A 24,354-nucleotide genomic window follows, 5' to 3' on the forward strand; every position below is an offset into this window, starting at 1 on the left:
CTTGTCGCCGAGCCTCGAGACCCGGTCGACGCCGGCAACCACCGGGGTGAGCGTGGTCGAGTCGGTGTCAACGCAAGGAACCCGGGGGCTTCATCTGAATACGATGTGCCCGCGGCGCGTTCCCACAGATGTGGACCGAATGAAGGGCAGCATCTCGTGATTCGTCGCATCTCCGCAGCACTCGCATGCGCGGTACTGGGTATCTCCGACCCCTGCACGGCCACCGCCGGCGCGCAGCCATCGGATGGCTCCTCCGTCGTCCGAGACATCTTGCAGACGACACCCATCGAGTCCGACGGCCCGCAGGAGGCGGTGACCGGTGTGGTCGTCTTTCCGCCGGGATCGTCGGCCGGACACCACATTCACCACGGTGTCGAGAGCGGTTACGTGTTGAGCGGCGAGGTGGAGATCGTCTCCGACGGCGAACCCGGCCGGATCTACCGGGCCGGTGAGACTTTCGTGACGGCGAGGGATCATCCGCACGTCTCGCAGAATCCGGGAGACGTCGAGGCGCGGGCCGTCGTGACGTGGATCGTCGACGCCGGCCTACCCCTGACGACGCCGGTGCCCTAGCAAGTCACTGCGAATACGTCACGGCGAGGAAGCGTTTCAGCCAGCATGGAAATGAAACTGGAAGTGGTCGTCCTGCCGGTGTCCGACGTGAATCGCGCCAAGGCGTTCTATGAGTCGTTGGGTTGGCGCCTCGACGCCGACTTCAGCACGAGCGAGACGTTCCGCGTCGTACAGTTCACGCCGCCAGGATCCGGAGCGTCGATCATCTTCGGGACCGGCCTGACGGATGCCGCCCCTGGATCATTCGACGGCCTGCATCTCGCCGTGATGGATGTAGTGGCGGCGCGGGACATGCTGGCGGACAAAGGGATTGAAATCAGTGAGGTCTTCCACGATGCGGGCGGTGTCTTCCACCACCCCGGAGTCTCCGATCGTGTGACGGGACCGCAGCCCGGCCGTCTCAGTTACTCGTCGTTCGCCTCATTCAGCGATCCCGACGGCAACGGCTGGGTGCTCCAGGAGATCACCGAGCGGCTTCCCGGCCGCTGACTCAGTCGCGTCCCCGCCTCGATTGACAGGACATCGACAGCCTTTCGGCCAATGTGGTGACAACCGCCGGATCTACCGTGCGGACAGCGCGCGACGCGGCACGCATCAAGGCAGACGGGACTTTCGATGACGCAAGTGACCACGCGACCAGGCGGCGGCGACGAGACCGACGTCTGGGCTACCCCAGAGCACCCTGCACCACCCAAGACCCGCTGGCAGCGCCTCGAAGACGAATGGACACGACGACTGCAACCCGGCGAGAGATCCACGCTCATCGCCTGGGCCTCCTTCACTGCGACCTTTGCCGGGGTGCGCGCCCTGACGCACTGGATCCACGACGGGCACGGTCCGGCTGGGGGCGGAATGTCATTGGGCGGCCATCACTTTCACCACTACAACCTCGGGATTGCGGGCCTCGCCGGCATCGGCGCGGTGTCGCTGCGCGGCCGCGAGCGACATCGGCGTCACCCGCTGACCGCGGTCACCTACGGTTCGGCCGTGGCGCTGATCGTCGACGAGCTTGCCCTGCTCATCGACCTGGAGGACGTCTACTGGTCCCGTCAGGGCCGCACCAGCGTCGACGCCGCCGTCACCCTGACCGCCGCGGGCGCCACCTTCGCCGTCGGGCTGCCGTTCTGGCCGCATGCCCGCCGCGCACTGCGACGCCGCTGAGCGGGGTTACGTGCCGGTGGCCGATCGGCGCTCGGCGTCGTCGACGAACGCCTGTGCCAGGGCGCGGGCCACGGCGGACGCGCGTTGTGGTCCGGCCGTCGCCAGGTGCACGTTCCACGTGACGGCCGGTTCGAGCGGAAGCACGCGCAGATCGTCTAGTCGTGCGGCTTCCGTCGCCGGCATCAGCGTGACGCCCAACCGGTGTCGCACCAGGCCTGCCGCGGTGCGGTAGTCGCTGACCTCGTAGGGCGCGGCTGGGTCGACCCCCGCGTCGGCGAAGGCCTCGTCGGTCAGTCGCCGAACTCCCCAGCCTCTTGGGTAGCGGACGACGGTCTCCGCGGCGAGATCCGCCGGGACGACGTGGTCGCCGTCGGCCAGCCGATGGCCAGGCCAGCAGACGAACAGCAGCGGCTCACTGTTCAGCACGCGGGTCGTCACTCCGTTCGGGGCTCGGCCGGTCAGCGCGACGAGCGCGAGATCCATCGACCCGTCGGCGACGGCTGCCAGGTGATCCGACGATCCGCCGACGCTCTGGCGCAACCGCACCGACACCAGGGGGTGGGTGTCGTGGAACCAGCTGAGCACCGCGGGCACGTCGATGCTGCCCGTGGACTGCAGGGTGCCAAGGTCGACGGTGCCGCTGAGCTGTCCGTCGAACGACGCCGCAGTCTCGCGGGCGCGCCGCGCGGCGTCGAGGGTCGCACGGGCCTCGACGAGGAAGGCCGCACCCGGCGCCGTCAGTGTGATGCGTAGCCGCGACCGGTCGATGAGGGTGACGCCGAGGTCGCGTTCCAGCTTGGCAATGGCACTCGACACTGCCGATTGCACCACGTGAACCCGGGCCGCACCGCGGGAGAAGCTCAGCTCGTCGGCGACGGCCACGAAGTACTCGAGCTGACGCATCTCCACGACTGATTCCCCCTCGCAAACATGTTCACGGTGTGAAACAGATCATCGTCCCGATCCGTTCGCTTTCGTCCGCGGCTGCCGACTACACCTTTGCCAAGACAGCTGCACGCAGCCTTCCCACCCTAGAAAAGGGGATCCACCATGACCAGCACCACCACGAATCGTCCGCGAGTCGGGTTTACCGCCAAGTTCGCGCTCGTCGTCGCCACTTTGCTCGCCATCGCCCTGGTGATCTTCGTCCTGCAGAACACGATTCACACCAAGATCAACTTCGTCGCGTGGAACTTCGATCTGGCACAGGGCATTGCGCTGCTCGGTGCGGCAGTCGTCGGCGCGGTCATCGCACTCGTCGTCAGTGCTGCGATTCGCCTGCGCCGCGCAGTCCGCTGACACGCTCACGACGACCACCGGCCGGGGGCCGTGAACCCACTTCGGGTCCGCGGCCCTTTGCGCATGCGGCGAGTACATATCTTCATATGCGATGAAGCATATCGATTTTGTTCGTTGGACGTGATGATGTAAACGGGCGATGCTTGGAGTACCTCTCCATAGGAAGGGCCCACACCATGCGCGCCTTGCACTTCGACCACTTCGGCACACCCGAGGTCTTGACGGTCCGCCACGCCGCCGATCCCGTCGCCACCGACGACCAGGCCGTGATCGCCGTCAAGGCGGCGTCGATCAACCCGTCCGACGTCAAGAACGTAGGCGGGGCGTTTCCGTCGACCGTGCTGCCCCGCGTTCCTGGCCGGGACTTCGCCGGCGTCGTCGTCGACGGGCCCACCGATTGGGTTGGCGTCGAAGTGTGGGGCACTGGCGGCGACATCGGATTTTCCAGAGACGGATCACATGCCGAGCTTCTCGCGGTGCCCGTCGACGCCCTGGTGCGCATGCCCGCCGGGCTGAGTTTCGACGAAGCCGCCACTGCCGGCGTCCATTTCGTCACTGCGTGGCTTGGCGCCATCCAGACCGCAGAGCTGGCCACAGACGAGACCATCGCAGTGTTCGGAGTGTCCGGAGGGGTCGGCGGCGCGGTCGCCCAGATTGCCGCTGCCCGCGGCGCCCGAGTGATCGGCGTCGGCCGCACTCCCCCGCGCGCCGACAGCCCAGCCGCCAAGTACGTCGACGCGTTCGTCTCACTCGAGGGCCCCGACGACGTCGCCACGCGCATCCGGGAGGAAACCGGAGGCCGCGGCGCGGACGTGGTGTACGACGCCATCGGTGGCGTCACCACCGCCGCGGCACTGGCCAGCGTCGCGCCCCGCGGCCGAATGGTCGCGATCAGTGCCGTCGGTGGCCGGGCCGTCACCCTCGACCTGATCGACTTCTACCGCAACGAAACCCGGCTGCTGGGCGTCGACAGCACCAAGCTCGGCGTCGTCGCCGCGGGTGCGCTGCTGTCCGAGCTGACCCCGTACTTCGAATCGGGGGCGTTCCGACCACTGCCGGTCGCGCGTACCTACGGTCTCGACGACGCACCGCTGGCCTATCAGGCGGTGGCTGCGGGCACGTCCGGCCGCATCGTCCTGCACCCCTGACGTCCGAGGGCTGACCGTGATCGCGCTCGACACCTCATCGGAGACCACCACCCGTCGGCTCGCCGTCTTCGCGTTGGCACTGGGCGGGTTCGGCATCGGCACAGCCGAATTCGCCTCGATGGGGTTGCTGCCCGAGATCGCCTCCGGCTTCGGTATTTCCGAACCGACTGCGGGACATGCCATCTCGGCCTACGCTCTCGGCGTCGTCGTCGGCGCTCCCGTCCTGACCGCGCTCTCCGCCCGCGTCCCGCGCAAGACGCTGCTCGTCGCGCTGATGACCGTGTTCACCGTCGGCAACTTCGCCACCGTCCTGGCCCCGTCGTACCCCCTACTGGTGGTCGCGCGCCTCGTCAGCGGCCTGCCGCACGGCGCCTTCTTCGGCGTGGCCGCACTCGTCGCGGCGCACCTCATGGGACCGGGCCAGCAGGCCAAGGCGGTCGCCAACGTGATGGCCGGACAGACGGTGGCCACGGTGGTCGGTGTTCCGGTTGCCTCCTGGCTCGGGCAGACGTGGGGTTGGCGCTGCGCATTCGCCTTGGTGGTGGCCGTGGGGGTGGCAACGCTCACCGCAATCTGGCGATGGATGCCGGACCTGCGTTCGATGCAGATCACCAGCGTGCTCACCGAGCTCGGCGCGCTCAAGCGCGTGCAGGTCTGGCTGGCGCTCGTCGTCGGAATGGTCGGCTTCGGTGGCATGTTCGCCGTCTACACCTACATCAGCACGACACTCACCGACGTCGCCGGATTGCCAAGGACTTTGGTGCCGGTGGCGCTCGTCGTCTTCGGCGTCGGCATGGTCGTCGGCAACCTGGTCGGCGGCCAACTCGCCCACCGGTCGGTGATGCGCGCGCTCTACCTGTCGATGGGCGCCCAAGCCGTCGTGCTCGCGATCTTCATCGCCGCGTCGCACCGGACGTACACGGCGCTGCCGGTGCTGTTCCTCATCGGAGCGACCAGCGCCGCCTTCACCCCGGCACTCCAGACCCGGTTGATGGACGTCGCCGCCGACGCCCGGACGCTCGCCGGCGCGCTCACCCACTGCGCTCTCAACATCGGCAACGCCGCGGGCGCCTGGCTTGGCGGTCTGGTGATCGCCGCCGGCTACGGCTACACCGCGCCCGCGGCCGTGGGAGCCATGCTGGCCACGGCATCGCTAATCGTGCTCACCGCTTCGGTTTTCGTGCCGCGCCAACGGTAAACACCGGCTGGTAGCGCTACCCCGTTCTCGACCCGTTGACGTGCTCGGGGTAGATCATCGACTCTGGCGGGTTGCTGGTACGCCGAGCCACTGGGTAGTAGATCGCGGCCGTGACGACCAAACCCACGATCCAGGAAACGTCGGCGCCGCCAAGCATCCCGGTGACGGGCCCGGTGTACAGCGCCTGGGCGAGAAACGGAATCTGCGCCACGATGCCGAACACGTAGCAGCCCAACGCCGTTGCGTTCCATCGCCCGTATCGGCCTCCGGGGTTGTAGAGCGCGGGGACGTCGACGCGTTCCCGGGAGACCAGGTAGTAGTCGATGAGGTTGATCGCGCTCCACGGGGTGAAGACCATCAGCAACGTGAGGATGAAGTTCTTGAAGTTGGCCAGGAAATCGGCGCTGGCCGCGAGCGCGATCAGCACCGAGACGGCGGTGAATCCCACGATGTAGGCGGCGCGGGCGGCCGAGGAGACGCGGGTCTGACCGTTGAATGCGGTCACCGCGGTGAGGATCGACATGAACCCGCCGTAGGCGTTCAAGCAGTTGATCGTCAACTTGCCGATCACGATGACGAGGTAGATCAGAACCGCGACGAAGGAAGGACCGGCCAGACCACCGACGAACCCGACCTGGTCGTCGAGGAAGGCGTCACCGGCGACAGCGGCAATCAGCGCACCGAACGCCATGGACCACGAGGACCCGATGACGGTGCCGGCAAGCGTGGACCAAAAGGTGGCGCGACCACTGGTCGTGCGGGGCAGATAGCGGGAGTAGTCCGCGACGTACGGCCCGAAGGTCAGCTGCCACCCCGCCCCGAGTGAAATGGCGAGCAGGAAGGTGGCGAAGTCGAACGGCTTCACACCCATGACCGACGCGACGTCGTAGTCGGTGAACAGCCGGATCGCCAGGTAGGTGAAACCGATGATCCCGACGACGGAGGCCACCCGTCCGACGGTGTGAATCAGCCGGTATCCGGTCACCGCCACCACGGCGGTGAGCACGCCGAATACGACGATGCCGACCGCCACGTTGTCGGAGTGCAGGATGTGTCCGATTGCCTGACCGGCCAGGACGGTGCCGGTTGCGGCGAAGCCCAGATACATCAGGACGACCAGTAGCAGTGGCACGACGGCGCCGTACACGCCGAATTGCGCGCGGCTGGAGATCATTTGCGGCAGTCCGAGTCGCGGGCCCTGGGCCGAGTGCAAAGCCATCACGATTCCGCCCAGCACGTTGCCGATGAGCAACCCGACGATGGCCCAGATCGCGTCTGCGCCGAACACGACGGCCAGTGCACCGTCGACGATGGCGGTGATCTGCATGTTGGCGCCAAACCACAGGGTGAACTGGTTGAGCGGCGTCCCGTGGCGCTCGTCGTCGGGGATGACCTCGATCGTGCGGCGTTCCATCGCGAGAGCGGAATCCGTTGCGAGACGGTCTTTCATGAACGCTCCTCCTCCGTGAAGTCACGATTAGGGTCGCACGGGTCAGTCCGAGGACAGGTTGAATACTTCCCGAAAAGTCCTCACCGCGCCGGGATCACCCTCGAAGGTCACCCGTCGCAGGGCCGATTTGCGCTTCGCCGCCTGGGTGGCGGTGCGTGCGGTGATCAGGTCCACTGCCGTGGCGTGGACGGTCACGGTTTTCGCGTCGTCAGCGGCCCCCATGCCACCGTGGCGCAGGGCGAAGTCGAAGGCACGCCCGTCGACGACGAGGCGGTACGTCGCATCCACGTCACCGCCCTTGCTCGGCTGAAAGCCAAGCGCCACCGCGGCGAGGAATCCGTTCAACGGAGTGTCGACGTGATCCGCCAGATCCATCAGCCCAAGCCCGAAGTTGGCCATGGCCAGGATGACCGGAGGAACCGTTCGCCATCCCTCGCGACTGAGTGAGTACACGGTGCGAGCAACGGGCGCAGGTAGCTCGCGGCGTTCCACCAGGCCTGCGTTCTCCAACCCACGCAGTCGCTCGGCCAGCAGATTCGTGGCAATGCCGGGCAACTCGCTGCGCAGATCGCTGTAGCGCCGCGGGCCGCCGAGCAGCTCGCGCAGGATCAGCAAGGTCCACCGCTCGCCGAGCACGTCCAGACCCATGGCCACCGGACAGTTCTGGTTATAGGACTTCCGCACCGACACGGCCCCACGTTAACCCTGGTGCACTATTTCGTCCATTTACTACTTTTAGTCGTTGTGTTGCTTTATTTTCTAGTCTAGCGTGAGAGCCGGTGCTCGAGGTTGTCCGTCGGACCAGACGACGGCGCCGTGAAACGAACACTGGAGGAGCCTTCCCGTGTCCAGCCACCACACCTCGACCATCTTCGTCATCGGCGGTACCGGCGCGCAGGGGCTGCCCATCGTGCGCGACCTGGTGGCAGACCAGAAGTACTCCGTGCGAGTCCTGACTCGCGACGCGACGTCACCGCGAGCGCAGTCACTGCTTTCCCTCGGAAACGTCGAACTCGTCGAGGGGTCGTTCGCCGACGACGACACGCTGCACGAGGGTTTTCGCGGATGCGACGGCGCGTACGTCAACATCGACGGCTTCAACACTGGCGAGAAGACCGAGATGTACTGGGCTGCCCGCAGTTACGAGATCGCCATCGAGGAGGGCGTCAAGTTCTACGTCTACGGCAATCTCGACTATGCACTCAAGAAGTCAGGGTACGACTCGGCCTTTCGGACCGGTCACTACGACGGCAAGGGCCGCATGGCCGAGTGGGTCCGATTCCAAAATCAGGCCAACGGCGAGCGCATGGGTGCGGCCATCTTCACATCGGGCCCGTACATCGAAATGGCCATCTCGCCGCTGACACCCATGACCCCTTCGGTGGAGGACGGTGTCGTCACGTGGCGCGTACCCCTCGGCGGGGGCGCCATTCCTCATGTGGCGCTGGACGATTGTGGTTTCTACGTTCGGTGGCTCTTCGACCATCCGGACACGGCCAACGGCATGGACTTGGAAGTCGCCATCGCGGACATCACCTACGACGAGCTGGCGGCGGCGTTCCAGGCCGTGAGCGGACATCCCGCGCAGTACGTCGGCGTTGGCCTCGACGAGTATTGGAACGGCCCGATGGCGGGGTTCGCCGATCAGCCGGCTGGCTACAACGCCGACCCTGCCGACAAGAGCACCATGAGCTTCGGAGACAACTTCAACGGCTTCTGGAACCTGTGGAAGAACCGCAAGATCACGCGAAACTACGCTCTCCTCGATCAAATCCACCCCACCAGGATCAAGACCGCCGCGGAATGGTTCCAGCGCGAAGACCTCGAGGGACGACGGCTCGGCAAGGGCGGCCTGTGGGAGCGGGTCCAGGCCGAGAACTGGACGCTCGAGTCCGCGGTCCTCAAGAGTAGCGCCGACCTGCGGACCGGTCGGCTGTGACGACGGCGTAGCAGCCTGCCTTCGTCCCCCGACTCCGAATTCGGTCGCGTTTCCATCCGGTTAACAGGCCCGACAGCCCTTGTTCTATTTCGGACGTCCGTCTACTGTTCCGAAGAAGCGTGCGATCCAGGTCATCGACGAACCGGAACGCACGAGGCCAATCCGGCATGAAGCCCTGCGAGATCCCTTGGGAGAGCTCGAATGTCAGCACACGCACCGGACGCTGCCGACACGGCGTCCACAGACACCCAATCCACCGGCGGGCCGACTCAGTTCAAGGCGAACCTCGGCACGGGGCGGGTTGCACTGCTCGTCATCGCCTGCGCCGCACCACTGGGATCGGTCATCGGCAACACGCCGATCGGCTTCACGCTAGGCAACGGCGCAGGTCTGCCCATCATCTTCCTGGTGGCAGGACTGGTCCTGGCCTGCTTCGCGGCCGGATACGTCGCCATCAACCGAGCCGTCCCCGGCGGCGGGGGCTTCGCCCGCTACGTGCACGCCGGATTCGGACCCGGTGCCGGCCTCGGCGCGGCCTACGCAACCACCCTTGCGTACGGGTCGGGAACCATCGCCATCACCGCCGCCGCCGGGTACTTCGCCGACGTGATCGCCGCAGGGCACGGACTGCACTTGCCCTGGTGGCTGTATTCGATCGTCGCCATGGTCATCGTCGGGACGATCGGTCGCTACGCCGCCGACCTGAGCGCGAAGGTGCTGCTGGTCATGATCGTCGCGGAGTTCGCGATGCTGATCGTGCTCGACATCCTGATCCTTTCCCACAGTGGACTGTCGGCCCTTCCCCTGGACGTCTTCTCCCCCAAGCAGGTGTTCTCCGGCAGCGTCGGGCCCGCCCTGATGATCGCCTTCACCTCCTTCATCGGCATCGAATCCGCGGTCATCTACGCCAACGAGGCACGCAACCCCGGCAAGACCGTGCCACGCGCGATCTATCTCTGCGTCGGCGTCATCTCGGTGTTCTACTTCCTCACGGTGTGGCTCATCGTCGGCTCCGTCGGCGTCGACCAGATCGTGCCCGTCACGGAGAAGGCGCAGGGCGACCTGCTGTTCACCCTGTCGGGCGAGCAGGGCGGAACCGTGCTGACCACCCTGATGCAGATCTTCTTCCTCACCAGCGTCCTGGCGTCGCTGGTGGCCCTGCACAACGCGACGACGCGCTACCTGCAGACCATGGGCACGCAGGGCACGATGCCGAGATTCCTTGGGGCACTGCATTCCAAGTACCAGGGACCGGCCCGCGCCAGCGAGGCCCTTTCGGTCCTGACCGCCGTGCTGGTCGCCGCCTTCGTGATCCTCGGAGCTGACCCCTACCTCGGCGTCTACACCAGCCTGGGCGGCCTGTTCACCGTCGGCATCGTCGCGATGCAGGGTGCCGTTGCCGTCACGGTCGTGGTGTTCTTCCGCAAGCGCAAGGACCGCCGGCTCTGGAAGACGTTGATAGCGCCGGCCATTGGCGCGGTCGGGCTGCTGACGGCCACCGGTTTGATCATCGCCAACTACTCCGTGCTGACCGGCACCGAGGACACCGTGCCCAACCTGTTGCCCTGGACCATTCCGTTGGCATTCGTGATCGGCCTCGTCGTGTACCACCGCCGCCGCGACCTCGTCGTCGACTTCGACCCCGCACCGGCGCCCACGGATCGAGCCCAGCCGTGAGCACAGTCGCCGTCATCGGACCACATCTCGTCGACGTCCTGGGCCGTCCGGTGTCGGAGATACCGCCGGGCCAGGGCAGCGTCGTCCTCGACGAGATCCGAGTCACCGTGGCCGGAACTGGCGGCGGCGCAGCCGTCGACCTGGCGAAGCTCGGCGTCGCGGTGTCCTCCTTCGGCGCCATCGGCGACGACGTCCTCGGCCGGCTCCTGATCACCCAGCTCCAGGAACACGGGATCGACACCGCGGGGCTGGTGACGCGTCGCGGGGAGAAGACGGCGGCCACCATTCTTCCGATCCGGCCGAACGGCGAACGCCCCGCGCTACACGTCCCGGGCACCATGGCTTCCCTGCACGCTGCCGACGTCGACGGTGCGGCCCTGCTCGACGCCGACGCCGTGCTCTTCGGAGGCCCCGAAACGACTCCGTCACTTATGAATTCGGACGGCATCGCGCTCCTCGGAGGAGTACATGCCGCCGGGATACCGATCTTCGTCGACCTGCTCTATCCAGGACGACCCGAGACGCTCGAACTGCTGACCCCGCTGTTGCCGCTGGTCGACTGGTTCATGCCCAACGATCAGCAGCTGCGCGGGCTGACCGGAATCGACGACCTCGTCGACGCCGCCCGGGTCCTGTTCGACCGCGGGGTCGATGCCGTCGCCGTCACTGTCGGTGAAGACGGCGCCCTCCTGCTACGTCCCGACGCCGAACCCGTGTCGGTACCCGCGCTGCCCACGACCGTCGTCGACACCACCGGGTGCGGAGACTCGTTCAACGCGGGCATGATCACCGGCGTGCTGTCGGGATGTACCTTCGAGGACGCCGCTCTCATCGGCTCGGCTTGTGGCGCACTCGTCGCTTCAGGGCTCGGTTCCGACGCCGGCATCGTCGACCTCGCCGGCGTACTGGCACTGATCTCGGACTTCAACCCCGAGGCCGGCCGCCGCATCGAGGGCCTCGTCGCGGACCGAACGACCATCGCGCTCGACGCGTAGACCAGATCGATTGTCTTAGAGGAGATATCGTGACCACGAACGTCGACGTCACCACCGATCAGCGCCAGCGCAGCGCCGACACCGAGCTGCGCCGCCGCGCCAGGGCCGTCGTACCCAACGGCATGTACGGCCACCAAAACATGAACGTGTTGCCGGCGATCCCGCAGTACATCGCGCGGTCGAAAGGAGCACGCCTGTGGGACGTCGACGGCAACGAGTACGTCGACCTCATGTGCAGCTGGGGTCCGGTGATACTCGGCCATGGTGACCCGGTAGTCGAGGAGGCGGCGGAACGGCAACGCCGACAGGGTGATTGCCTCAACGGCCCCGCTCCGGTCATGGTGGAGCTGGCCGAGGCCATGGTCGCCGCCGTCGCGGACGCCGACTGGGCGATGTTCGCCAAGAACGGCACCGATGCGACCACGATGTGCTGCACGATCGCGCGCGCCGCGACCGGCCGCACGATGATCCTGGTCGCCGAGGGCGCCTACCACGGCGCCGCGCCCTGGTGCACCCCGTTCCCGGCGGGCGTCACGGCCGCGGACCGCGCCAACCTGCTGCAGTTCCAGTTCAACGACATTGAGTCGATCCGCGCCGCCGTCGGCGAGCACGCCGACGACGTCGCCGCGGTCATCGTCAGCCCCTTCCGGCATGACGCCGGGTTCGACCAGGAGCTCGTCGACCCGACCTTCGCCAGGGACGTCCGGGCCTATTGCGACGAGATCGGTGCGGCGCTCATCCTCGACGACGTGCGCGCCGGCTTCCGGATCCATCACGGTGGCAGCTGGGAACCCCTTGGCGTGCAGGTGGATCTGACGCCGTGGAGCAAGTCGATCGCCAACGGGTACGCCCTCGCCGCGGTCACCGGCACCGACCGCTACCGCGACGCGGCGGGCGGCATCTTCGTCACCGGCTCGTTCTGGATGGGAGCCGTCGACATGGCCGCCGGCTTGGCCACCATCACCGAACTCGCCAGTCGTGGCGCAGTGTCCCGGATGCGCGACCTCGGCCAGCAGTTGCGCACCGGCATCGTTGAGAGCGCCTCGAGGTGGGGCTTCGACGTGCACTACACCGGACCCGCCCAGATGCCGAACCTGTTGTTCGCCAACGATTCCGACTACGAATTGTCCGTCGCATTCAGCGCCGAAGCACAGGCACGCGGGGTGTACGTCCACCCCAAGCACAACTGGTTCGTCTCCGCCGCGATGACCGACGCCGACCTGGACATGGCGCTCACCGGTCTCGACGGCGCGTTCGGTGCGCTTCGAGCCCGGTACCCGCAGCCGTGACCGACCTGCAGGCGTTACGCGTCGACGTGGCGCAACGGTGCCGCGAATTGGCCGCTCACGGTGTCGCGTTGGCCGGCGCGGGCAACGTGAGCGTGCGGTCCGGTGACCACGTCCTGATCACCCGTGGCGGAATGCGTTTCGAGACCGCGGAGGCCGACGACGTCACCGTCGTCACCCTCGCCGGGGACGTCGTCGACGGTGCTCAGCCGTCCTCGGAGACGGGCCTGCACCTCGGGATCTACCAACGCTCGGATGCCGAGGCCGTCGTCCACACCCACGGCCGCAGCTCGGTCGCGGTCGGCCTGGTGTGCGACGAGATGCCGCTGGTGCACTACAACCTGCTCCGGCTGGGCGGCCGCATCCCGACCATCCCGTATCTGCTGTTCGGGTCCCACGAGCTGGCCGAGGCAGTGGGCACGGCGGTCGCCCGCGGTCATGGCACCGTCCTGATGCGCAACCACGGCGCGGTCAGCAGCGCACGAACTCTGGCCGAGGCCGTCGAGCACGCCTGCCTCACCGAATGGGTCTGCGACGTCTACCTGTCTGCCCGAAGCCTCGGCACGCCGGCGTTGCTCACCGACGGCGACCTCGACGCGGTGGCCGAGCAAAGCAGTCGGCTGGCCTACGGTCACTGACCGAGCTCCGGGCCGGGTCCTACACTCGTTCACAGCCGGAGAGCCGAGGGGACCTGATGCCGAAGATCGTCGATCACGACGAGCGCCGCGAAGAGATTCTGCAGGCTGCCATCCGGGTGATCGACAACGTCGGTCTCGACCACACCACCACGCGAGCCATCGCGCTCGAGTCGGGGTACTCCAACGGTGTTCTCAGCCACTACTTCCAGGACAAGGACGACATCCTGCAGTCGATCCTGGTGAAGACCCACCGGGAGTTCCTGGACCGGGTCGAGCAGAACATGCGCGGCAAGGACGAGTTTGGCCGCCTGTGGGTGATGCTGATGCAGAACCTCCCACTCGACCACGAACGCCGGGTCGAGACCCTGATGGAGATGACCTTCTGGCCGCGCGCAGTCTCCAGCCCCACCTCCCGTGAGTTTCAGCGCGACGCCGCCAGCGACCTGCTGAGCCGGTTGCGCATCCTGATCACCGACGTCCGCGGGGCGGGCCGGCTCGACAGCGACCTCACCGACGCCGACGTCGCCGAATTGCTCATCGCCGTCATCGACGGATTGTCGGTGCACGCCGAGCTGTATCCCAAGCGTCTGCCCGCCGCGTATCAGAAGAAGTTGATGCGAGCGCAGTTGGAAGCGGTCGGTTTCCGGATCGACGAGAAGGCGGTCGACGCCGAGCGGTGACGAACGCGGCGTTCACGAGCCGTCGTCGCGTAGTCCGACCTCGGCGGGAGTCAACGCCCGCGCGACCGCTGACTTCCAGCCCGCTGCCTCACGCCTGCGGGTCCGGGCGTCCATGTTCGGGTACCACGCCGCCGCGATGTGTCGATTCGCCCGCAGCGCAGCACGATCGGGCCAGTAGCCGACGGCGAGACCGGCCGAGTACGCCGCGCCCAACGACACCGTCTCCGAGACGAACGGACGCACCACCGGGACGTTGAGGACGTCGGCGTTGTACTGCATCATCAGGTGGTTCGAGGTCATCCCGCCGTCGACGGCCAGCCTCGCCAGGGGCACTCCTGACTCGAGCATCATGGCGTTGACCACCTCCCACGTCTGCCAAACGGTGGCCTCCAGAACTGCCCGCGCCAGGTGACCCTTGGTGATGTAGGACGTCAACCCGACGACGATTCCCCGTGCCGCCGAATCCCAATGTGGGGCAAGCAGTCCGGAGAAGGCGGGCACGATGTAGCAGCCACCGTTGTCGTCGACTGTCCGTGCCAGCGTCTCGATCTGAGGCGCGGTGTCGATCACGCCCAGCTGATCGCGGAACCACTGCACCAGCGAGCCGGCCACGGCGATGGGGCCCTCCAGGGCATACATCGGCTCCGCTCCCGGGGCGGCATACGCGACGGTCGAGAGCAGGCCGTTGCTGGATTCGACGATCTGGGTACCGACGTTCATGAGAAGGAAGGCGCCCGTCCCGTACGTGCACTTGGCATCGCTGGGCTCGAAGCACATTTGACCGAAGAGGGCCGCCTGCTGGTCACCGAGCGCCGCGGCGATCGGCACGCCAGGCAGCACCGTGGCGCAGTTGGCGTACACCTCGCAGTTGGACACGATGCGCGGCATCATCGCTTCCGGAATGTCCAGTATCGCCATGAGTTTCGGACTCCACTCCAGTGTGTGCAGGTCCATCAGGAGGGTTCTGCTGGCGTTGGTGACGTCGGTGACGTGGATGCCTCCCTTGGGACCGCCGGTGAGGTTCCAGATCAGCCACGACTCGAGGGTGCCGAACAGCACCTCGCCCTTGTGGGCGCGGGAATCCAGGCGGCGGACGTTGTCCAGCAGCCACCGCAGGCGAGGCGCGGCGAAGTAGGACGCCGGGTCGAGGCCCGCAATGCGACGGAAGTCGTCGGCGTGGGGCTCGAGCTGGTCGACCACCGGTCCGGTTCTGGTGTCTTGCCACGTGATCGCCGGAGCCACCGGCACGCCCGTCCTGCGGTCCCACACCACCGTCGTCTCCCGCTGATTGGCAATGCCAAGAACGACGACATTGGACGTGTCCAACCCCGCCGCCTTTAGCGCCTCGGGCACGACCCGGCGCACGTTGCGCCACAGCTCGGCGGCATCCTGCTCGACCCACCCTGGCTGTGGGAAGGATTGCCGCTGTTCGCGCTGCGCGATCGACAGCATCCGACCCCCGTGGTCGAACACCATGCACCGCGCGGACGTCGTGCCCAGGTCGATCGTCGCCACCACGCGTTGGTTGCTCACCGGGCGGGCTCGAGTGCGTGCATCACCGATACGGCGGCGAGCCGAAGAGCGGCTAACGGCTCCGGACGAGGCGTGCCGTCGCGCGCCAGCAGACCTTCCGGCGGACCGTGCAACGCCAGTGCCGCCACGCTGGAGCGACTGCCGCCGTGCACCGCAACTGCCACGTCGGCCACGTCGGGATCGAACTCGCCGTCGCCGGTCGCGACTCCAGCAACTCGAATCTGCTCGATGACGGCGGCCAACCGACTTCGATTGGTCGACGTTCTACGCGTGTAGCGATCCAACGGCAGATTGCGCAGAAGTCGTTCGCGCAGAGGCGAATACGCCAGGATCAATTTGCCGCAGCCGGTGGCGTGCAGAGGAAGCAGTTCTCCGACCCGCAGGGTTTGGGGCTTGTCGTCGGGACGGAACACATGGTGAACGACTTCGGCCTCCTGATCGTGCACGATCGTCATCAGGACTTCGAAGCCCGTGTCCGAGGCCAGCCCGTCAGCCCACGGCATGGCCGCAGAGCGCAGGTCGTTGCCGTCGAGTTCGACGACGTCATGCGAGGACATCCGCGGCCCCAGTGAATAGGCGCCCGTGTCCGGGTCCTGGTCCAGGTACTCCAAGGCGGTCAGGGTCTGGAGGATGCCGTGGACGGTCGTCTTCGACAGGTCCAACTCCTGGGCGATCTCGCGCAACTGCATCGGCCTGTCGCTTCGCTCGACGAGGTCGAGGATCACCGTGGCGCGCTCGATCGCCTGTATTGGGCCTGGCATGGAAGCTCCTCACTCTGGCAGTCAGCTGTGACGCCGATCGCATCGCCCCGTTCGACATTGTCGAACAACGTCGATTGATCTGGGTCACATTCCCTTCGTAGGTTCACAGCAGGTCACAACGAGCGCTACAAGCCCAGGCGCAGCGAAAGGAAGCGACATGAAGAAGCCCCACCCACTCATCGGAGAGCTGTCCGGTGAACTACTCGGCACGGCAATCCTCGTCATGTTCGGTTGCGGAGTCGTCGCCCAGGTCGTGACGGGCGGATTCCCGAAGTCCCTCGCATCGGGCGACCACAACTCGATCGCCTTCGGTTGGGGGCTCGGCGTCACGATGGCAGTCTTCGTCGCCGGACGGATCAGCGGCGCCCACCTCAACCCCGCGGTGACGATCGCCCTCGCGGCGTTCCGAGGATTCGACCGGCGCAAGATCGTGCCGTTCATCGGTGCACAGTTCGTCGGCGCCCTCGTCGGCGCGCTCATCGTCCGGTTCGTCTACGCCGACCAGATCGCCAACGTCGACCCGACCCACACCAAGGCAACCCAGGGCATCTTCTCGACGTCGCCGGGTGAGGGCGTGTCGATCATGACCGCCTTCGCCGACCAGATAGTGGGTACCGCCCTGCTGGTGATGGTGATATTCGCCCTTACCAGCGCCGTGAACGATCCCCCGCTGGCGAACACCGCGCCACTGATCATCGGCCTGCTGGTAGTCGCCATCGGCATGGCGTGGGGCACCAACGCCGGCTACGCGATCAACCCGGCGCGCGACTTCGGTCCCCGCGTGGCGTCGTGGATCACGGGCTACCAGGACGCGATGTTCTCGGCCAACGGACCCGAGCTGTACTTCTGGCTCCCGATCGTCGCGCCCATCGTCGGCGGGCTGATCGGCGGTGCCCTCTTCGTCTTTGGCATCGAACGATTCCTGCCCGCTGCGGAGGCACTTCCGCACGAGGTCGGCGTCGCCGAAGCCCGCTGAGCGTCGAACCTTCCCCACACCAAGGAGACTCACCATGCCCGACTTCATTGGATCCGTCGACCAGGGAACCACCAGCACTCGTTTCATGGTCTTCGACCACGGAGGCAACGTCGTCGCCCAACATCAGCTCGAACACGAGCAACTCCTGCCCCAGGCCGGCTGGGTTGAACACAATCCCGTCGAGATCTGGGAGCGCACGTCCTCAGTCATCCAGACCGCGCTCGGAAAGGCCGGCCTGAACAGCAGCGACCTGGCCGCGATGGGCATCACCAACCAGCGCGAGACCACCGTGGTCTGGAACAGGCGGACCGGGCGGCCGTACTACAACGCGATCGTCTGGCAGGACACCCGCACCGACCGAATCGCCAGCAGGCTCGAGGCTGCAGGCCATGGAGACACGCTGCGCCACAAGGCCGGTCTGCCACCGGCGACGTACTTTTCCGGCGGCAAGATCCAGTGGATTCTGGAGAACGTCGACGGCGTGCGCGCCGCCGCCGAGAGCGGTGACGCCGTGTTCGGCAACACCGACAGCTGGCTGCTGTGGCACCTGACGGGAGGCGTCCGCGGCGGCGTTCACGTCACCGACGTGACCAACGCCAGCCGGACCATGTTGATGAACCTGGAAACACTGGACTGGGACGACGAGTTGTTGGCGCTGTTCGACATTCCCCGCCAGATGCTGCCGACGATCGTGCCCTCGTCGTCGCCGGAGCCCTACGGGCTGACGCTCGCCGACGGCCCGCTCGGCGGGGAGGTGCCACTCACCGGTGCGCTCGGCGATCAGCAGGCCGCGACCGTCGGGCAGGTGTGCTTCGCCCCCGGCGAGGCCAAGAACACCTACGGCACGGGCAACTTCATGTTGCTCAACACCGGTACCGAACTGGTGCGGTCCAAGGCGGGCCTGCTCAGCACCGTCGCCTACAAGTTCGGCGACGCCGAGGCGGTGTACGCACTCGAGGGTTCCATCGCCGTCACCGGATCGGCAGTGCAGTGGCTACGCGACCAGCTCGGAATCATCAGCGGCGCAGCCCAATCCGAGGTTCTCGCGCGCCAGGTGGAAGACAACGGCGGGGTCTACTTCGTCCCGGCCTTCTCGGGATTGTTTGCGCCACACTGGCGGTCGGATGCGCGCGGCGCCATCGTCGGCCTGTCGCGGTTCAACACCAACGCCCACGTGGCCCGGGCGACGCTGGAGGCGATCTGCTACCAGAGCCGTGACGTCGTCGAGGCGATGGAGGCCGATTCCGGTGTCCACCTCGAAGTGCTCAAGGTCGACGGCGGGATCACGGCCAACGCGTTGTGCATGCAGATCCAGGCGGACGTCCTCGGCGTCGACGTGGTCAAGCCGGTGGTTGCCGAGACCACGGCCCTCGGCGCGGCGTACGCGGCCGGCCTCGCGGTTGGGTTCTGGAAGGACACCGACGAGTTGCGCAAGAACTGGCTGGAGGACAAGCGCTGGCAGCCGACCTGGTCGGACGAACAGCGCGCGACCGGCCATGCCCAGTGGACCAAGGCCGTCCAGCGCACGTTGGACTGGGTCGACGTCAGCTGATGTCCGCCACGCCCATGTCAGTTCATTTGTACGACAACGACTTTCAACATAGAAAGATCAGGTAGCCGGCCATGGAGGCATTTCCGCTCTCACCAGCCAACCGCGAAGCCGCCTTGGCGGACATGGCGGCCCAACCCCTGGACATCCTGATCATCGGCGGTGGCGTCGTCGGCGCCGGTGCGGCACTCGACGCCGCCACCCGCGGACTGCGGGTCGGACTGGTCGAAGCACGCGACCTCGCATCCGGCACGTCGAGCCGCTCCAGCAAGCTGATCCACGGAGGCTTGCGCTACCTGGAGATGCTGGACTTCGGCCTGGTGGCCGAGGCCTTGTCCGAACGTGGGCTCATGCTGGAGAAACTGGCCCCGCATCTGGTCAAGCCGGTGAAGTTTCTCTACCCACTCAAGCATCGGGGTTGGGAGCGTTGGTATCTCGGCGCTGGGCTCGCGCTGTATGACGCGATGTCGAAGGCCTCCGGGCACGGGGCCGGGATTCCACTGCACCGCCATCTGACCCGGCGGGGCGCACTGCGTACGGCGCCGTCGCTGAGCAAGGACTCCCTGGTGGGGGCGGTTCAGTACTACGACGCGGTGGTAGACGACGCCCGGCACACCATGACCATCGCCCGTACCGCCGCGACCTACGGCGCCCGGATCGCGACGCGCACCCGCGTGGTCGACCTGATCCGCGAGGGCGAGCGCGTCACAGGCGCGCGGGTGGTCGACCTCGAAGCCGACCGCACCTACACCGTGCGAGCACGACAGGTCGTCAACGCCACCGGGGTGTGGACCGACGACACCCAGGGCCTGGCCAACGAGCGTGGCCAGTTCCACGTGCGGTCGAGCAAGGGCATTCACCTCGTCGTCCCGCGCGACCGGATCCGGTCTTCGTCGGGGATCATCCTGCGGACCGAGAAGTCGGTGCTGTTCGTCATCCCCTGGGGGCGGCACTGGATCATCGGCACCACGGACACGGACTGGTCCCTCGACAAGGCGCACCCCGCAGCGAGCGAAAAGGACATCCGCTATCTGCTCGACGAGGTGAATTCGGTACTGCGGGTTCCGCTCACCGAGGCCGACGTCGAGGGCGTGTATGCGGGTCTGCGGCCACTGCTGGCCGGCGAAAGCGCCGACACGTCTGCGCTGTCCCGCGAACATGCTGTCGCACATAGCGTTCCGGGCCTGGTGGTGATCGCGGGCGGCAAGTACACGACCTATCGGGTGATGGCCAAGGACGCCGTCGACGAGGCGGTCCACGGCCTCGGCGAGAACTTCGACCGTCGAGTCCCGCCGTCCATCACCGAAGACGTGCCGCTGTTGGGCGCCGAGGGCTATCGCGCGATGTGGAACGCACGAAGTCAACTCGCCGCCGAATCCGGACTCGACGAGGTCCGCATCACCCACCTGTTGAACCGGTACGGGTCGATGGTGGGCGACGTCCTGGCGCTCATCCGCGACGACCCGACGCTGGGCGTTCCGCTGGCAGCCGCCGACGACTACCTGCGCGCCGAGGTGGTGTTCGGCGCCACCCACGAGGGTGCGCTGCATCTGGACGACCTGCTGTGCCGCCGCACCCGGATCTCGATTGAGACGTTCGACCGTGGCACCGACTCGGCCGAGGAAGTCGCCGACCTCGTGGCGCCCCTACTCGGATGGTCTCCCGAGCAACGGGAACGCGAGGTCGCGCACTACCTGGCGCGGGTTGCCGCGGAGCGGGAGAGCCAGACGATGCCCGACGACGAGACCGCCGACGGTGCGCGACTCGGAGCCGCCGACATCGTGCCGGTCAGCTGAGGCCTACTGAGGATCGTGCGCCAGCCGTAGCCACACCGTCTCGCACGTCCGCTTGGCGAAGTCCAGGTCGTTGACCGGGTCGGTGGACGCTCGATAGAAGCTGCGCTCGATCATCCAGCACAGTGCACGCCCCAGCGCCGCTGCATCACCGGGTCCTTCGCCGGCCGGAACGCCGCCGCGGACGAGGACGGCGGCGATGGCATCCCCGAACACGTCGGCCGCGCCCGTCCACAATCGGTCGATCTCGGGCACGGTGGACCCGAGATCGACTGCCGCGCGCATCACCAGTCCGTGCTCGCGCCACAACTGAGCGGTCCGTTCCAATGCGGTGGCGATGACCTCCTGGATGGGGGCGGTGTCGGCTGCGGCGGCCCCCGACTTCTCTTGCAGGAACTGGACGGTCCGCGTCACCAACGCGATGAGCACGTCCTGCTTGGAGGCGAAGTAGAAGTACAACGCCCCACGGGTCATCCCGGCCGCTTCGGCGATGTCCCCGACCGTCATGTCCGCATAGCCGCGCGTCGCCAACAGCTTCTCCGCAGCGTCCAGGATTTCACGCTCACGAAGGTCGCCCTTGCGTTCGGCCGGCGCCGTGCGCCGCGACGCCCAAGACTTGGTCACCGTCGCCATCCTAATTCAGCATGCCTAGTTCGCCGCCAACTGCGCACCCTCCGCGAAATCAGTGCTGCGCGAGAGTGTTTCCCAGCGACGGATGTCATCGTCCACCGCCGCCCGCGCGGTCCCGATGAACCTCAGCGCATCCGACCCCAGGACCAGGTGTGCCGGGGGTTCTGTTTCCGCCACGATGGCCAAGACCGCTTCGGCCGCCTTGGCCGGGTTGCCGAGTTGATTGCCGCTGGCCCTCACGCGAGCAGCGCGAATGGGATCGAACAGCTCGTCGTAGTCGGCGATGGTGCGCTCGGCACGTGTCATCGAGCGGCCGGCCCAGTCGGTGCGGAACGAACCCGGTTCGATGGCCGTGACGTGGATGCCGAATGACGCGACTTCCTTGCCCAAACTCTCCAGCAGACCCTCCACGGCAAACTTGCTTGCGCAATAGGCCGACATCCCGGGAACTGCCATCAAGCCTCCCATCGACGTCACCGCCATGAGATGCCCCGCGCGGCGCTGCCGCATGTAGGGCAACGCCGCCTGCAAGGTCGCGGCGACCCCAAAGACGTTGGTGGCGAACTGTGCTCGCACCTCCGACAACGGCGTCTCTTCGAATGTGCCCTCCACGCCGTAGCCCGCGTTTGCGATCACCACGTCGACGGGCCCGACGGTCGACTCGACGTCGGCCACCGCGCGGACGACTGCGGCGTCGTCGGTCACGTCGAGGATGCGGCCATGGGCTCGGCCCGGCGACAGGGATTCGAACACCGCGACGTCCTCGGACTTGCGCACAGTGCCCACCACCCGATGCCCCGCTTCCAGCGCGCCGACGGCAAATGCGCGACCCAAACCGCTACTGACACCGGTGATCAGAAACGTCTTCATGGATGCCTCCAAAGTCTGTTGGCTCTCGCCAGCCAAAGTCGCTACTCGACACAGTGTCAAATAACATTCGACGTCGTGTCAAGTATTCCGTCGTGCGGCTTACCGGTAACGCCGAGGCACGGCCCACGGCCGCCCGAACACCTCGTTGAACGACTCGGGGTCGAATGGGCTGTCACCCCCGGCGGGGAAGCTGGTCAACTCACCGAACACGATGCGCCCGTCGACGTCGTACAGGTCGACGCGGACGAAGTCGGTGGCGGCGCCGAGCCGTTCGGCGAGGGTGATCATCTCTGCCAGGCACGCGGGCATCGCCGGTTCTGGGTCCGCCCATGGCGGTCCGGCGCGAAGCGGCAGGTGTTGCCAATCGGGCCGAAAGAAGTCCTGCGTGCGCAGACCGAACCGCCCCGAATCCACCTGCACGAAGGCGCACTTCCCACCGAAGACGAAGAACTTGTAGTCGTCGGGGATCGAACCGTCGGCGGCGGCCAGCATCTCTTCGACGATGATCCGCCGCGGTATCCGCCCGTACACCCACTCCCGGTTCGGCCCCTGGCCGTAGAGCTGGTCAACCCAACCCCGAGCGAGCCGGACGACGTCGGCTCGGGGCGCGAACTCGGCCGCAACGTGCGCGTACGCCCAACTCCCCTCCTCCGACGGCAGCCGCGCTTCGCGGGGAGCTCGGCTGGAGACGACGACGGCCGCCCCGCTGCCGTGCGTCGGCTTGACGACGTAGCTGTTGGGCAGATCCACGCCGAACAGGGCCGCGGGGTCGTCGACGATCGCGTAGGCACGCGGAAGGTACTGCTGCCCAACCACTTCGGCGACGTAGTCGCGGACTGCCGCCTTGTCGGCGAACGTCACGACGAGGTCGCGATGGTCGCGCAGCATCTTGTACCGAACCTTGTCGCGGAAGGTGTGCGGGTTCCGCGTACGCCAGAGCCGCACCGCGCGCACGAGTCGGCTCCGCTCGCGCCAGCGGACGCCGTCTCCCATGTGCCCAGACTAGATCCGCTCCGTCGCGCGTCAGCTCTCCGGCAGCGCGGCGAAGCGCTTCTTGACGTCGTTGTACCAGCCCAGTGACTTCACCGGGTGGCGCCAGCGGCCCTTCATGTCCTCGCGGGCAGGCACGTGGGCGTCGTCTCCCGCCTTCACCAGTTCCTTCAGGTGTCGGTCCTGGGCGTTGATGACGTCATCAGCGCTGTCGCCGCGGTGCGCGAGGTTGCAGGGGCCACCGAGATCCTGGCACGTCATGGTCTTCACGGAGGTTCCTTCCGGGTTGGTCACACCGGGCGATTCCGGTGCGTCAGAGTGGTGACGCATCCGACGACGAAAGTGTGACCGCCATGGTGAGCGACGACCAATTGCGCGAGGGCTTCCAGGCCGAGCGGCCTCGTCTGGAACGCATCGCCGCGCGAATCTTGGGCGACGTCCACGCGGCCGAAGACACCGTGCAGCAGGCGTGGCTCAGACTGAACGCCACCGGCGAGACCATCGACAACCTCCCGGGCTGGCTGACCACGGTCACCTCGCGACTGTGCCTGGACCGGCTGCGGGTACGGACGCCGGAGCCGACGGAGTCGATCGAGGTCACGGCAACCGAACCCGACCCCGCCGACGACGTGGTGCTCGCCGACACGGTCGGCATCGCGCTGCAGGTGGTGCTCGACCGGCTCACCCCCGCCGAGCGGGTGGCGTTCGTGCTGCACGACAGCTTCGCCGTCGACTTCGAGGTCATCGCCTCGATGCTCGACACGACTCCGGTCGCGGCGCGCAAGCTTGCCTCCCGGGCGCGCGCCAAGGTGCGCCCAGCGCCACCAGAGGACGCTCTGGCCGACTGGGAAATCGTGGACGCCTTCATGGCCGCGGCACGCGAAGGCGACTTCGCCCGACTGCTGGAGCTGCTGGCTCCCGACGTGGTGGTGTCCGCCGACGCGGCCGCCAGCGCGCTCGGCACCCCGACGCACATGCGGGGCTCCGACGAGGTGGCCACCTTCTTCAACGGCGCTGCGGCGGCGGCCTTTCCGGTGTTCGTCGACGGTCGCCCCGGAGCGGCATGGATCAATCGCGGCGAGGTCAAGGTCGCCTTCGACTTCACCGTCGAGAACGGTCAGGTGCGGCGGCTTCGATTCCGTGCCGACGATGACGCGCTGGCCGGCGTACGACGCCGCGAGGGCGCAACTGAGCGACGATGATCACGC

General features: G+C 67.0%; 25 protein-coding genes. 16 read left to right on the plus strand and 9 right to left on the minus strand.

The window, feature by feature from the left end; all coding sequences use genetic code 11:
* Window positions 1–156: 156 nt before the first annotated feature.
* The 3 genes from ASD37_RS31830 (at window position 157) to ASD37_RS12230 (ending at window position 1,734) form a co-directional block, all read left to right on the plus strand.
* Window positions 157–573 (plus strand): cupin domain-containing protein, encoded by a 417-nt coding sequence (locus ASD37_RS31830; RefSeq protein WP_056551249.1) that lies wholly within the window; start codon window positions 157–159, stop codon window positions 571–573.
* A 63-nt stretch (window positions 574–636) separates the two neighbouring features.
* Window positions 637–1,062, plus strand: coding sequence for a VOC family protein (locus tag ASD37_RS12225; RefSeq protein WP_235568120.1), 426 nt, complete (start codon window positions 637–639; stop codon window positions 1,060–1,062).
* A 135-nt stretch (window positions 1,063–1,197) separates the two neighbouring features.
* The gene (locus tag ASD37_RS12230; protein ID WP_235568122.1) at window positions 1,198–1,734 is read left to right on the plus strand and encodes a hypothetical protein; all 537 of its coding nucleotides are present in this window, start codon (window positions 1,198–1,200) and stop codon (window positions 1,732–1,734) included.
* 6 nt (window positions 1,735–1,740) lie between these two features.
* Here the strand turns inward: ASD37_RS12230 and ASD37_RS12235 are convergent, their stop codons facing one another.
* On the minus strand, window positions 1,741–2,637 hold the full coding sequence (locus tag ASD37_RS12235; RefSeq protein WP_235568383.1) for a LysR family transcriptional regulator: 897 nt from the start codon (window positions 2,635–2,637) through the stop codon (window positions 1,741–1,743).
* A gap of 147 nt (window positions 2,638–2,784) precedes the next feature.
* Between ASD37_RS12235 and ASD37_RS12240 the strand changes: the two genes are divergently transcribed.
* The 3 genes from ASD37_RS12240 to ASD37_RS12250 all read left to right on the plus strand — a co-directional run bounded on the left by ASD37_RS12240 (window position 2,785) and on the right by ASD37_RS12250 (window position 5,379).
* A complete protein-coding gene (locus ASD37_RS12240; RefSeq protein ID WP_056551252.1) occupies window positions 2,785–3,033 on the plus strand; it encodes a lipopolysaccharide assembly protein LapA domain-containing protein in 249 nt (82 codons plus the stop codon).
* Window positions 3,034–3,209: 176 nt separating this feature from the next.
* Entirely contained in the window at window positions 3,210–4,181 is a 972-nt protein-coding gene (locus ASD37_RS12245) for a zinc-binding alcohol dehydrogenase family protein (RefSeq protein WP_056551253.1), read from the plus strand.
* A gap of 10 nt (window positions 4,182–4,191) precedes the next feature.
* Window positions 4,192–5,379 carry an MFS transporter gene (locus tag ASD37_RS12250; protein WP_056551254.1) on the plus strand — a complete coding sequence of 396 codons (1,188 nt, stop codon included), beginning with the start codon at window positions 4,192–4,194 and terminating at the stop codon, window positions 5,377–5,379.
* A 16-nt stretch (window positions 5,380–5,395) separates the two neighbouring features.
* On the opposite strand, the gene ASD37_RS12255 is transcribed toward ASD37_RS12250, so the two are convergent.
* Both ASD37_RS12255 and ASD37_RS12260 read right to left on the minus strand, forming a co-directional pair.
* On the minus strand, window positions 5,396–6,829 hold the full coding sequence (locus ASD37_RS12255) for a cytosine permease (protein WP_056551255.1): 1,434 nt from the start codon (window positions 6,827–6,829) through the stop codon (window positions 5,396–5,398).
* A 42-nt stretch (window positions 6,830–6,871) separates the two neighbouring features.
* Window positions 6,872–7,477 (minus strand): helix-turn-helix domain-containing protein, encoded by a 606-nt coding sequence (locus tag ASD37_RS12260; RefSeq protein WP_156720911.1) that lies wholly within the window; start codon window positions 7,475–7,477, stop codon window positions 6,872–6,874.
* Window positions 7,478–7,673: 196 nt separating this feature from the next.
* Here ASD37_RS12260 and ASD37_RS12265 point away from each other — a divergent pair, with 196 nt between their 5' ends.
* The 6 genes from ASD37_RS12265 to ASD37_RS12290 all read left to right on the plus strand — a co-directional run bounded on the left by ASD37_RS12265 (window position 7,674) and on the right by ASD37_RS12290 (window position 14,044).
* A complete protein-coding gene (locus ASD37_RS12265; RefSeq protein ID WP_056551257.1) occupies window positions 7,674–8,768 on the plus strand; it encodes an NmrA family NAD(P)-binding protein in 1,095 nt (364 codons plus the stop codon).
* A gap of 201 nt (window positions 8,769–8,969) precedes the next feature.
* Window positions 8,970–10,445 (plus strand): APC family permease, encoded by a 1,476-nt coding sequence (locus ASD37_RS12270; protein ID WP_056551258.1) that lies wholly within the window; start codon window positions 8,970–8,972, stop codon window positions 10,443–10,445.
* Window positions 10,442–11,440 (plus strand): carbohydrate kinase family protein, encoded by a 999-nt coding sequence (locus ASD37_RS12275; protein WP_056551259.1) that lies wholly within the window; start codon window positions 10,442–10,444, stop codon window positions 11,438–11,440. The genes ASD37_RS12270 and ASD37_RS12275 overlap by 4 nt, the downstream gene beginning before the upstream one ends.
* A 29-nt stretch (window positions 11,441–11,469) precedes the next feature.
* Complete coding sequence (locus ASD37_RS12280) at window positions 11,470–12,729, plus strand: aminotransferase class III-fold pyridoxal phosphate-dependent enzyme (protein WP_235568128.1); 1,260 nt, start codon at window positions 11,470–11,472, stop codon at window positions 12,727–12,729.
* The gene (locus ASD37_RS12285; protein ID WP_200959884.1) at window positions 12,726–13,364 is read left to right on the plus strand and encodes a class II aldolase/adducin family protein; all 639 of its coding nucleotides are present in this window, start codon (window positions 12,726–12,728) and stop codon (window positions 13,362–13,364) included. Before ASD37_RS12280 ends, ASD37_RS12285 begins: the two co-directional genes overlap by 4 nt.
* 56 nt (window positions 13,365–13,420) lie before the next feature.
* Window positions 13,421–14,044, plus strand: a complete 624-nt coding sequence (locus ASD37_RS12290) for a TetR/AcrR family transcriptional regulator (protein WP_056551260.1) — start codon at window positions 13,421–13,423, stop codon at window positions 14,042–14,044.
* A 12-nt stretch (window positions 14,045–14,056) separates the two neighbouring features.
* On the opposite strand, the gene glpK (ASD37_RS12295) is transcribed toward ASD37_RS12290, so the two are convergent.
* Complete coding sequence (gene glpK, locus ASD37_RS12295; RefSeq protein ID WP_082570109.1) at window positions 14,057–15,577, minus strand: glycerol kinase GlpK; 1,521 nt, start codon at window positions 15,575–15,577, stop codon at window positions 14,057–14,059.
* Window positions 15,574–16,338: an IclR family transcriptional regulator gene (locus ASD37_RS12300; protein WP_056551261.1), complete on the minus strand. Its 765-nt coding sequence runs from the start codon at window positions 16,336–16,338 to the stop codon at window positions 15,574–15,576. The genes glpK (ASD37_RS12295) and ASD37_RS12300 overlap by 4 nt, the downstream gene beginning before the upstream one ends.
* Before the next feature lie 157 nt (window positions 16,339–16,495).
* Between ASD37_RS12300 and ASD37_RS12305 the strand changes: the two genes are divergently transcribed.
* The 3 genes from ASD37_RS12305 (at window position 16,496) to ASD37_RS12315 (ending at window position 20,659) form a co-directional block, all read left to right on the plus strand.
* Entirely contained in the window at window positions 16,496–17,314 is an 819-nt protein-coding gene (locus tag ASD37_RS12305; RefSeq protein ID WP_056551262.1) for an MIP/aquaporin family protein, read from the plus strand.
* A gap of 34 nt (window positions 17,315–17,348) precedes the next feature.
* Complete coding sequence (glpK, locus tag ASD37_RS12310; RefSeq protein ID WP_056551263.1) at window positions 17,349–18,866, plus strand: glycerol kinase GlpK; 1,518 nt, start codon at window positions 17,349–17,351, stop codon at window positions 18,864–18,866.
* Between the two features lie 71 nt (window positions 18,867–18,937).
* The gene (locus ASD37_RS12315; RefSeq protein ID WP_056551264.1) at window positions 18,938–20,659 is read left to right on the plus strand and encodes a glycerol-3-phosphate dehydrogenase/oxidase; all 1,722 of its coding nucleotides are present in this window, start codon (window positions 18,938–18,940) and stop codon (window positions 20,657–20,659) included.
* A 3-nt stretch (window positions 20,660–20,662) separates the two neighbouring features.
* Here the strand turns inward: ASD37_RS12315 and ASD37_RS12320 are convergent, their stop codons facing one another.
* The 4 genes from ASD37_RS12320 to ASD37_RS12335 form a co-directional block, all read right to left on the minus strand.
* Window positions 20,663–21,280 carry a TetR/AcrR family transcriptional regulator gene (locus ASD37_RS12320; RefSeq protein ID WP_056553128.1) on the minus strand — a complete coding sequence of 206 codons (618 nt, stop codon included), beginning with the start codon at window positions 21,278–21,280 and terminating at the stop codon, window positions 20,663–20,665.
* Between the two features lie 24 nt (window positions 21,281–21,304).
* Window positions 21,305–22,156: an oxidoreductase gene (locus tag ASD37_RS12325; protein ID WP_056551265.1), complete on the minus strand. Its 852-nt coding sequence runs from the start codon at window positions 22,154–22,156 to the stop codon at window positions 21,305–21,307.
* A gap of 99 nt (window positions 22,157–22,255) precedes the next feature.
* Window positions 22,256–23,149: an ATP-grasp fold amidoligase family protein gene (locus ASD37_RS12330; protein ID WP_082570110.1), complete on the minus strand. Its 894-nt coding sequence runs from the start codon at window positions 23,147–23,149 to the stop codon at window positions 22,256–22,258.
* A 30-nt stretch (window positions 23,150–23,179) separates the two neighbouring features.
* Complete coding sequence (locus tag ASD37_RS12335) at window positions 23,180–23,407, minus strand: hypothetical protein (RefSeq protein WP_235568387.1); 228 nt, start codon at window positions 23,405–23,407, stop codon at window positions 23,180–23,182.
* A 92-nt stretch (window positions 23,408–23,499) separates the two neighbouring features.
* On the opposite strand from ASD37_RS12335, the gene ASD37_RS12340 reads away from it, so the two are divergent.
* Window positions 23,500–24,348, plus strand: coding sequence for a sigma factor (locus tag ASD37_RS12340; protein ID WP_056553139.1), 849 nt, complete (start codon window positions 23,500–23,502; stop codon window positions 24,346–24,348).
* Window positions 24,349–24,354 lie beyond the last annotated feature (6 nt).

This window comes from Mycobacterium sp. Root135, assembly GCF_001426545.1.
In the GTDB taxonomy this organism is placed as follows: Bacteria; Actinomycetota; Actinomycetes; order Mycobacteriales; family Mycobacteriaceae; genus Mycobacterium.

Coding starts and splice junctions, on each gene's coding strand:
- ASD37_RS12290 (WP_056551260.1), top strand. CDS start 13,421: ATGCCGAAGATCGTCGATCACGACGAGCGCCGCGAAGAGATTCTGCAG.
- ASD37_RS12270 (WP_056551258.1), top strand. CDS start 8,970: ATGTCAGCACACGCACCGGACGCTGCCGACACGGCGTCCACAGACACC.
- ASD37_RS12340 (WP_056553139.1), top strand. CDS start 23,500: ATGGTGAGCGACGACCAATTGCGCGAGGGCTTCCAGGCCGAGCGGCCT.
- ASD37_RS12255 (WP_056551255.1), bottom strand. CDS start 6,829: ATGAAAGACCGTCTCGCAACGGATTCCGCTCTCGCGATGGAACGCCGC.
- ASD37_RS12325 (WP_056551265.1), bottom strand. CDS start 22,156: ATGAAGACGTTTCTGATCACCGGTGTCAGTAGCGGTTTGGGTCGCGCA.
- ASD37_RS12245 (WP_056551253.1), top strand. CDS start 3,210: ATGCGCGCCTTGCACTTCGACCACTTCGGCACACCCGAGGTCTTGACG.
- glpK (WP_056551263.1), top strand. CDS start 17,349: ATGCCCGACTTCATTGGATCCGTCGACCAGGGAACCACCAGCACTCGT.
- ASD37_RS12315 (WP_056551264.1), top strand. CDS start 18,938: ATGGAGGCATTTCCGCTCTCACCAGCCAACCGCGAAGCCGCCTTGGCG.
- ASD37_RS12260 (WP_156720911.1), bottom strand. CDS start 7,477: ATGGGTCTGGACGTGCTCGGCGAGCGGTGGACCTTGCTGATCCTGCGC.
- ASD37_RS12305 (WP_056551262.1), top strand. CDS start 16,496: ATGAAGAAGCCCCACCCACTCATCGGAGAGCTGTCCGGTGAACTACTC.
- ASD37_RS12300 (WP_056551261.1), bottom strand. CDS start 16,338: ATGCCAGGCCCAATACAGGCGATCGAGCGCGCCACGGTGATCCTCGAC.
- ASD37_RS12240 (WP_056551252.1), top strand. CDS start 2,785: ATGACCAGCACCACCACGAATCGTCCGCGAGTCGGGTTTACCGCCAAG.
- ASD37_RS12235 (WP_235568383.1), bottom strand. CDS start 2,637: ATGCGTCAGCTCGAGTACTTCGTGGCCGTCGCCGACGAGCTGAGCTTC.
- ASD37_RS12335 (WP_235568387.1), bottom strand. CDS start 23,407: ATGACGTGCCAGGATCTCGGTGGCCCCTGCAACCTCGCGCACCGCGGC.
- ASD37_RS12330 (WP_082570110.1), bottom strand. CDS start 23,149: ATGGGAGACGGCGTCCGCTGGCGCGAGCGGAGCCGACTCGTGCGCGCG.